This is a genomic window from Methylobacterium oryzisoli (genome assembly GCF_046557895.1).
Classification (GTDB): Bacteria; Pseudomonadota; Alphaproteobacteria; order Rhizobiales; family Beijerinckiaceae; genus Methylobacterium; species Methylobacterium oryzisoli.
In genome coordinates this window covers 1-8,194 of record NZ_JBKIBX010000086.1, presented here as the reverse complement: position 1 = coordinate 8,194, position 8,194 = coordinate 1, and the positions used below count along the sequence as shown (strand labels likewise).

Annotated in this window: 8 protein-coding genes; 1 reads left to right on the top strand and 7 read right to left on the bottom strand. The window is 70.4% G+C overall.

Features of this window, described 5'->3' with window-relative positions; all coding sequences use genetic code 11:
• Positions 1-285: 285 nt before the first annotated feature.
• The 7 genes from ACKUB9_RS33655 to ACKUB9_RS33625 form a co-directional block, all read right to left on the bottom strand.
• Positions 286-1,203: a formylglycine-generating enzyme family protein gene (locus ACKUB9_RS33655; RefSeq protein ID WP_407530966.1), complete on the bottom strand. Its 918-nt coding sequence runs from the start codon at positions 1,201-1,203 to the stop codon at positions 286-288.
• 7 nt (positions 1,204-1,210) lie between these two features.
• Positions 1,211-2,860, bottom strand: coding sequence for an arylsulfatase (locus ACKUB9_RS33650; RefSeq protein ID WP_407530964.1), 1,650 nt, complete (start codon positions 2,858-2,860; stop codon positions 1,211-1,213).
• A gap of 31 nt (positions 2,861-2,891) precedes the next feature.
• Positions 2,892-3,584: a GntR family transcriptional regulator gene (locus ACKUB9_RS33645; RefSeq protein WP_407530968.1), complete on the bottom strand. Its 693-nt coding sequence runs from the start codon at positions 3,582-3,584 to the stop codon at positions 2,892-2,894.
• A gap of 71 nt (positions 3,585-3,655) precedes the next feature.
• Complete coding sequence (locus tag ACKUB9_RS33640) at positions 3,656-4,705, bottom strand: ABC transporter ATP-binding protein (protein WP_407530962.1); 1,050 nt, start codon at positions 4,703-4,705, stop codon at positions 3,656-3,658.
• The gene (locus ACKUB9_RS33635; RefSeq protein ID WP_407530960.1) at positions 4,702-5,538 is read right to left on the bottom strand and encodes a carbohydrate ABC transporter permease; all 837 of its coding nucleotides are present in this window, start codon (positions 5,536-5,538) and stop codon (positions 4,702-4,704) included. The genes ACKUB9_RS33640 and ACKUB9_RS33635 overlap by 4 nt, the downstream gene beginning before the upstream one ends.
• A complete protein-coding gene (locus tag ACKUB9_RS33630) occupies positions 5,535-6,482 on the bottom strand; it encodes a carbohydrate ABC transporter permease (RefSeq protein ID WP_407530958.1) in 948 nt (315 codons plus the stop codon). The genes ACKUB9_RS33635 and ACKUB9_RS33630 overlap by 4 nt, the downstream gene beginning before the upstream one ends.
• Positions 6,482-7,864: an ABC transporter substrate-binding protein gene (locus ACKUB9_RS33625; RefSeq protein WP_407530956.1), complete on the bottom strand. Its 1,383-nt coding sequence runs from the start codon at positions 7,862-7,864 to the stop codon at positions 6,482-6,484. Before ACKUB9_RS33625 ends, ACKUB9_RS33630 begins: the two co-directional genes overlap by 1 nt.
• A 106-nt stretch (positions 7,865-7,970) precedes the next feature.
• On the opposite strand from ACKUB9_RS33625, the gene ACKUB9_RS33620 reads away from it, so the two are divergent.
• A partial coding sequence (locus ACKUB9_RS33620) for a hypothetical protein (protein WP_407530954.1) occupies positions 7,971-8,194 on the top strand: 224 nt, incomplete at its 3' end.

The following is an 8,194-nucleotide window of genomic DNA, read 5'->3' as shown; positions in this document are numbered from 1 at the left end:
TCATCGTCCTCACCCCTGCCGCGGAGACCGTCCGCTAACGGGGTGTCTCAAGCAACCGTGGGGCGGAGGACTTGCTGGTAGAGCATGGCGTCAGAGGAAAGCGGGGGAGGGGGCCAACGGCCCATTCGGATCCTGCCTTGTGGGGACGGCAGCGAAGCGCCGTGGGCGTTCAGCAGCGCTCCACGTCCGGAGCGTGGAGCTGCGCCGCTGCCATCGCGTCTCCTGATCTGACCCTGCCGCCTATCGGGCTCACTGACAGCCTCAGGCGTCAGGAGCGCCTGATCCTCAGACCGGACCCGCGACCCGGAAGCCGATATTGGCGGCCGAGGTGTCCGGCGTGTTCACGGTGCGGGCGGCGAGTCGGTAGCGGTTGCAGTAGGAGGCGTGGCACAGGAAGGAGCCTCCCCGCAACGGGCGGGTCGCCGCGTCCGCCGGTGGTGGCGCCGGATCGCCGGGCGAGGGGAGGGGGCTGCACCACTCCCAGACGTTGCCCGACACGTTGTGAAGGCCGAAACCGTTCGGCGGGAAGGCGTCGACCGGGGCGGTCCCGGCATAGCCGTCCTCGGCGGTGTTCCGCGTCGGGAAACTACCCTGCCAGATATTGCAGCGGTGCTGCCCGTCCGGGGTCAGGTCGTCGCCCCAGGGGTAGAGCGCGCCCTCCAGGCCCCCCCGCGCGGCGCGCTCCCATTCGGCCTCGGTGGGCAGGCGCGTGCCCGCCCAGGCGCAGAAGGCCACCGCGTCGTTCCATGAGACGTGCACGACGGGATGACGCGTCCGGTCGAGCACGCTGCTGCCCGGCCCCTCCGGCTGCGCCCAGTAGGCCCGAGGCACCGGCAGCCACCAGGGCGTCCCGGCGGGGGCACGCGCGATCCCCCCGAGCAGCCGTTCGGGCACCGCTCCCACGAACACGTAGGACCAGTTGTGCCGCTCGGCATCCGTCCGATAACCGGTCTCGCGCACGAAGTCGGCGAATTGCGCGTTCGTGACCGCGTAGGCCGAGACCGCGAAGGAGGGAAGCTCCGCCTCCCGCACCGGCCCTTCGTGGTCGCCGGGGAAGCCCTCGCCCTCCGCCGCCCCCATCCGGAACCTTCCCGCGGGGATCGCGCACCAGCGGAACGGCACCGGGTGCCGGGACGGTCCCACCCGGGCGGGCGCCTCACCGCCCGCCGCCCGCACCGGAACGCAGCAGCGCCCCTCCGTCACGGCCGGCTCACGCCCCGCCCTCCTCGTCCTCCTCGTCCTCCTCCCAGAACGCGGTCGCACCCTGCTCCCGCATCAGCTTCAGGATCTTGTCGCGCGGGATCACGCCGCAGCGCTCCGCCCAGGCCTCGTAGAGAGCGCTCATCTCGCGCACCCGCTCCGGATGCACGGCCGCGAGGTCGTTCATCTCGGTGCGGTCCGCGTCCATGTCGTAGAGTTCCCACTCGCCCGGATACTTGCGCACGAGCTTCCACGGACCGACGCGCACCGCGGCATTGCCCTCGTGCTCCCAGAACAGCGGGCCGCGCTCCACCCCGTCGCGCTCGAAGGAGGGGACGAGGCTCTCGCCCTCGCAGGGCAGCACCGCCTGGCCGCGATAGGAGTCAGGGTAGGCCGCGCCCGTCACGTCGAGGATCGTCGCCATGATGTCGGGGAGCTGACCCGGATTCTGGCGCAGCGCCCCCGGCGAACGGATGCCGGCCGGCCAGTGCACGATGAGGGGCGTCGCGATCCCGCCCTCGTGGACCCAGTGCTTGTAGAGCCGGAACGGCGTATTCGAGAGGTTGGCCCAGGCGGTGCCGTAGCTCTGGTAGGTATCCTCCGCGCCCGGCACGATGTCCGGGTCGTTGCCGAAGCGCACCGGCGCGCCCGCCCGCGTGCGGTCCTGGGCGATCATCAGTTCCTCGACGAGGACGCGCGGGTCGACGTCGACCGGGATGTCCTCGGCGCAGCCGCCGTTGTCGGACAGGAACAGGAGAAGGGTGTTGTCGATCTCGCCCGTCTCCTCCAGCGCCCGGAGGATGCGGCCGATGCCCTGGTCCATGCGGTCGATCTGCGCCGCATAGACCTCCATGCAGCGCAGCAGCCAGTCGCGGCGCTCGGCCTGCGACCACGGCGGCTGCGTCGGGTCGCGGTCGGTGAGCTTCCACGACGGATGGATGAGGCCGGCCGCCACGAGCCGCTCCAGCCGCTCCAGGCGCAACTGGTCCCAGCCCGCGTCGAAGCGGCCCTTGTACTTGGCAATGTCCTCCTCGTGCGCGTGGAGCGGCCAGTGCGGCGCCGTATAGGCGACGTAGTGGAAGAAGGGTGTGTCGCCGTGGTCGCAGGCGTGCTCGCGGATGAAGGCCGCGGCCTGGTCCGAGATCGCATCGGTGTAGAAGAAGTCCGGGTCTCGGACGGCCTCGTGCTCGATGTTGTCGTTGCCGCGGGTGAGGGTGTTGGGGTGGTAGAAGCTGCCCGCCCCGATGATGGTGCCGTAGAACCGGTCGAAGCCACGCTGCAGCGGCCACGCGTCCGTGGGTTGGGTGAGGTTCGCGGCGACGTGCCACTTGCCGCTGAGATAGGTGCGATAGCCGGCCTCCCGCAGCACCTCCGCGATGGTGACGCAGCGATCGTTGAGGTTGCCGGCATAGCCCTCCGGCCCGGTCGGGTAAGTGAGGATGCCGATGCCGGTCTGGTGCGGGTGCAGACCGGTGAGCAGCGAGGCGCGCGAGGGGCTGCAGCGGGCGGTGTTGTAGAACTGCGCGTAGCGCAGGCCCTGCGCCGCCAGCCGGTCGAGGTTCGGGGTCTCGATCTCGCCGCCGAAGCAGCCGATGTCCGAGAAGCCCATGTCGTCGTTGAGGATGATGACGACGTTCGGGGCTTTGCGGGGCTCGCTCATGCGCTGTCCTCGTGGGCTCGTCGGGGCGGCGTCAGGGCGCGCGCCGGGTCAGGTGGATGGAGAAGCGGTAGAATTCGGGCCGGTAGAGGGAGCGCAGGAACTCGATCGGCCGCCCGTCCGCGTCGCGGGTCAGGCGCTCCATGGCGATCAGCGCGCTGCCGGGGGTGGTGTCGAGGAGTGCTGCATCGGTCTTGCCCGCGAGCGTCGCGCCGATCGACTGCTCGGCGTCCCGGATGCTCAAGCCGAGTTCCTGCTCGAAGACCCGGTACATCAGGATCTCGGTGAGGTCGCGCGACTCGAGGTCGAGGCCGATCTCCGGGGGGTAGAAGGCGTGCTCGATGGCGATCGGAGCATCGTCGGCGAGCCGCAGGCGCTTCAGCTCCCAGGTGGCGCGCAGGCCCATCCGCTCGCGCACGCCCGCGTCGTGCCGGTTGGTCATGCCCTGGTGCAGCACTCGGGCGCCCGGCGTGTAGCCCGCCTCGCGCACCGTCTCCGAGAAGCCCATCAGCCGCCCCACCCAGTGCTCGGGCCGGTTGCTGCGCAGGTAGGTGCCCCGGCCCGGGGAGCGGGCGAACATGCCGGCCTCCACGAGGGGCCGGATCGCGGTCCGGATGGTGATCCGGCTGACCCCGAAATGGTGGACGAGTTCGCTCTCCGTCATCAGCCGCCCGGAGGCATCGACGAGTTCGCCTCGCTCCACCCGTCGGCGGATCTCCTCCCGCACTTGGATGTGCAGGGGCTCTCGGCCACGAACGGGGCGCGGATGGGCGGGTTCGGCCTTGTCCACGCGGCGGGTCACAGCCGCTGACGCGTCGCCGCGTCGAACAGGTGGATGTCCCGCGGCCGCGCGGTGATCGCCACCGTCTCGCCCTCGGCCGGGATCGGGCCGTCGCTGACGCGCGCCCGCATCGGCGTGCCGCCGCAATCGAGGTCGAGCAGAACCGTGTCGCCGAGGTTCTCCACCAGTTCGACCCGGGCCGGAATGCCGCCGGGTTCGAGGCGCACCGCGCCCGGGCGGATGCCGGCGATGACGTCGCGCTCGCCCGCGGGCCCGCCCTCGGCCGGCAACTGGCGGCCGTTGAGGGTGACGGCGCCGTCGCGGTAGCGTGTCGGCACGAGGTTCATCGGCGGGCTGCCGATGAAGGCCGCGACCTCGACGCTGTTCGGCCGGGCGAAGACCTCGGCGGGGGCGCCGACCTGCTGCACGAGGCCGTCCATGAACACCGCCATGCGGTCGGCCAGGGTCATCGCCTCCTCTTGGTCGTGGGTGACGTAGACCGTGGTGACGCCGAGCGAGCGCTGCAGCTTCTTCAGTTCGAACCGCGTCTCCAGGCGCAGCTTGGCGTCGAGGTTCGACAGGGGCTCGTCGAGGAGGAAGAGCCGGGCCTTGCGCACGATGGCGCGGGCCAGCGCGACCCGCTGCTGCTGCCCGCCCGAGAGTTGGCCGGGCCGGCGGTCGAGGAGGTGGTCGATGCGCACCTTGCGGGCGGCCTCCCGCACCGCCGGGCTGATCTCGGCCTTGGGGGTCCCGGCCATCTCCAGCGGGAAGGCGATGTTCTGCTGCACGCTCATGTGCGGATAGAGCGCGTAGCTCTGGAACACCATCGCGACGTCGCGGTCGCGGGCGTCGAGGGCCGTGACGTCCTCGCCGTCCACCACGACCCGCCCGGCGCTCGGGCTGTCGAGCCCGGCCAGGATGCGCAGCGTCGTGCTCTTGCCCGAGCCCGAGGGGCCGAGCAGGGCGAAGAACTCGCCGGGCGCGATGCGCACGTCGATGCCCTTCAGCACCGTGGTGGCGCCGTGCCGCTTGAGGATGCCGTCGAGATGCACCTCGCCGCGGGTCATCGCCGCCCTCCGCCCTTCACGGCGCCGACCGTGAGGCCCTTCACGATGTGCTTCTGCGCCACGAGGCCGAGCACGATCACCGGCAGCATGGCGAGGACGGAGGCGGCCGCGAGCTTCGCCCACAAGGTCTGCTCGACGGACACGAAGTTGAAGATCGCGATCGTGACCGGCCGCACCGTGTTGCCGCTGAGGACCACCGCGAACAGGAACTCGTTCCAGGCGTTCAGGAACACGAACACCACCGTGACCGCGATGCCGCCGCGCACCTGCGGGATGATGATCCGCCACAGGGTGCGCAGGCGCGTCGCCCCGTCGATGTAGGCCGCCTCCTCCATCTCGAAGGGGATGTCCTCGAAGTAGGAGACGAGCAGCCAGACCGCGAAGGGCAGCGAGAACGACAGGTAGATCAGGATGATGCCCTGGTAGGAGTCGAGCCAGCCGATGTTCCGCAGGATCAGGAAGTACGGGATGATGATGCCGACCGGCGGCAGCATCTGCGCGGCGAGCACGGCGAAGCCCGCGAACCGCTTGCCGGGGAGCTTGAGGCGCGCGAGCGCGTAGGCGGCGGGGATCGCCATCACCATCGTCAGGACCGTCGTGCCGGCCGCGATGACGAGGCTCGAGACGAGGTTCGGCAGGATCGAGGCCGGGCCGAACAGCACGTCCCGGTAGGCGTCGAGGGTCGGCGCGAAGACGAGCTTGGGCGGATAGGCCAGGATGTCCTGCTCGGTCTTGAGCGAGTTCAGCACGCTCCAGAGGATCGGAAAAACCCAGGCGGCGAGGAAGGCCAGGGAGGCGCCCGCGAGCGCCAGGACACGCCAGCGCCGGCTCATCGCGCCCTCCGCAGGGCGAACAGAAGGCCCGAGACCGCGAGGGTGAGGAGGAGGAGCGCCACCGCCAGCGCCGAACCGTAGCCGACCGAGAGTTCCGTGAAGGACTTCCGGTAGGCGTAGAGGTTGAGGATCTCGGTTGCGGTGCCCGGTCCGCCTCCCGTCACCGTGAAGATCGCCGCGAAGGCGGTGAGCGCCACCATGGTGCGCATGATGACGACCATCACGATCGCGGGTCGCAATAGCGGCAGCGTGAGCCGGGTGAAGCGCTTCCACGCCCCCGCCCGGTCGATCCGCGCCGCCTCGTAGATATCCTCGGGAAGGGCGGCGAGGCTCGCGAGCAGCACCATGAAGGCGAAGGGCGTCCACTGCCACGTGTGGATGACGACCACCGAGACGAGGGCGAGAGTCGGGTCGCCGAGCCAGTTGCGGCTACCGAGCCCCGCCGTGATCGCCAGGTAGTCGACCACGCCGAACTCGGGCGCCAGCATGAAGCTGCGCCAGACCATGCCCACCACTGCGGGCGAGAGCACGACCGGCAGGATCGCTACGATGCGGAACAGCGCCTGGCCCCGCCGCATATCCATGACGAGGAGCGCCAGCGCGAGGCCCAGCGCCACCTGGAGGACGACCGTCGAGGCCGTATAGATCCCGCTCACCGCGAGCGACGACCAGAAGCGGCCGTCCGCGAGGAGGTCGCGGTAATTGTCGAGCCCCGCGAAACCGTCGAGGAACGGCATCGCGAGGTCCATCCGGAAGGCGCTGGTCCAGACGAGGTAGAGGAGCGGGAAGGTCGTCGTCGCGCCGAGCGCCACGAAGGCGGGGGCGAGGAGCAGGGTCGCGAAGCGGCGCTCGCGCCGCTCCACCATGCGCCCCGGATCAGCCGCGCCCCGGGGGACGATCCCGCCCGCCGCGGGCCTGTCGGGGATTGTGGCCGACCCGCTCATCAGCCCCGCATCATCGGCTCGATACGCCGCTGCGCCTCGTCGAGGGCCGCCTTGACGCCCGCCTGACCCGAGAGCGCCGACTGGATCGCGGTGGCGAGCACGTCGCCGACCGCCGGCCATTGCGGCACCCGCGGGCGCCAATCGACGTCGGTGTCGTTCTCCAGCGAGGCCAGCGTCGCCTCCACGAAGTTGTCGCCGAACCGGCTCATCAGGCCGACGTAGTCAGGATCCTTCCACAGGGAGGTGCGATTCACGCCCGAGCGCTTGGCGGGGCCCGCGAAGCGGTGCGAGGTCCGCGCCTGCGTCTCCGCGCTCGCCGCCCACTGGATGAACAGCCACGTCGCCTTGCGCCGCTTCTCCGGCAGGGCCGCGTTGATCGGGAAGCCCCAGTTCCAGATCGAGGTGACGCGCCGGCCGCTCGGCCCCTTCGGCCAGCGGGCGAACGCCACCTTGCCGATCACCTTCGACTTCTCGGGGTTGTTGACGACGCTGGCCGAGGAATGCGCGTCGACGTAGCTCGCCAGTGTGCCCTGCGAGAAGGCGTCCGCGATGTCCGGCCAGTTCCAGCCTTGCGCGGCGGCAGGCGCGTACTTGCGCATCACGTCGACGTACCAGCCCAGCGCTGCCTCGGCCTCCGGGCCGTTCACCGTGATCTTGCCGTTGCGGAACCACTGTCCGCCGAATTCCCGAAACAGCGACGAGTAGATGTAGACGTTCTGGCCTGCCCCCGCGACGCCGCGCAGGGCCGTGCCCCAGACCCGGTTGCCCGCGTCGTGGAGCGCGGCGGCGTTGCGGACGAAGTCCTCCAGGGTCTCGGCCGGCGTGAGCCCCTTGGCCTCGTACAGGTCCTTGCGCAGCACCTGCAGGGTCACCTCGCCGTCGTAAGGCATGCCGAGGAGGCGGCCGTCCACCGTGTTGGCCGCCCGCCACGCCGGGATCACGTCATCGAGCGCGAACCACGCCGGATCGGTCAAAGAAGAATCGTTCAAATAGGCGTTGAGCGGCGCCACCCATTTGTTCGCGCCGTAGAGCGCGTAGTACATCGGGTCGGCGGCGTGGGTCGCGTAGGTTCCGGTCTTGGAGGTCAGATCGATGACGCATTTCTGCCTGATCTGCGCTGGCGGGATCTTCTCGAAGCGCAGCGTCACACCGGTCAGCGCCTCGAATTGCGGCGCGAGGGTGATCAGGTTGTCGAAGTAGCTCGCCGGGATCACCGCCACGGTGATCGCCTCGCCCGCCGCCTGCTTCCAGTCGATCCTGGCCGCCGCGTAGGGGGCTAGGTCGGGCGCCTGCGCGGCCGCCGGGTGCGCGCCGGCTGCCGCGGTGACGAGGGCGGCCGTTCCGCCCAGTAGGGCGTGGCGGCGCGTCGGTCCCTGAGCCATGCCTTCCTCCCATGAGCCCGGTGATCGACCGGATTTGTCATGACAAGAAGAGATTTGTGATAATCAGTCAAGCACGGCCCGAAGTGGCCCTTATGCGGAGGAGGCGATGGCGCAGCGTGCCGAGGCCTCGGAGGAGCGTCCCTCCGACCCTTCCCGCGCGCCTGCCCCGACCGCTCGCCCGCGATCTGGGCGTGAGGCCAGCGGCGGAACACCCAGTCCGTCGCCAATCAGCCTTGCCCGCGGCGGCTCTCGCCTAGAAGCCTCGCTGTTCGACGCGCGGGTGCCGCAGGTCCTGCGCCGCTTCGTGCGGCGGCGCGAACTCGGCCTGCT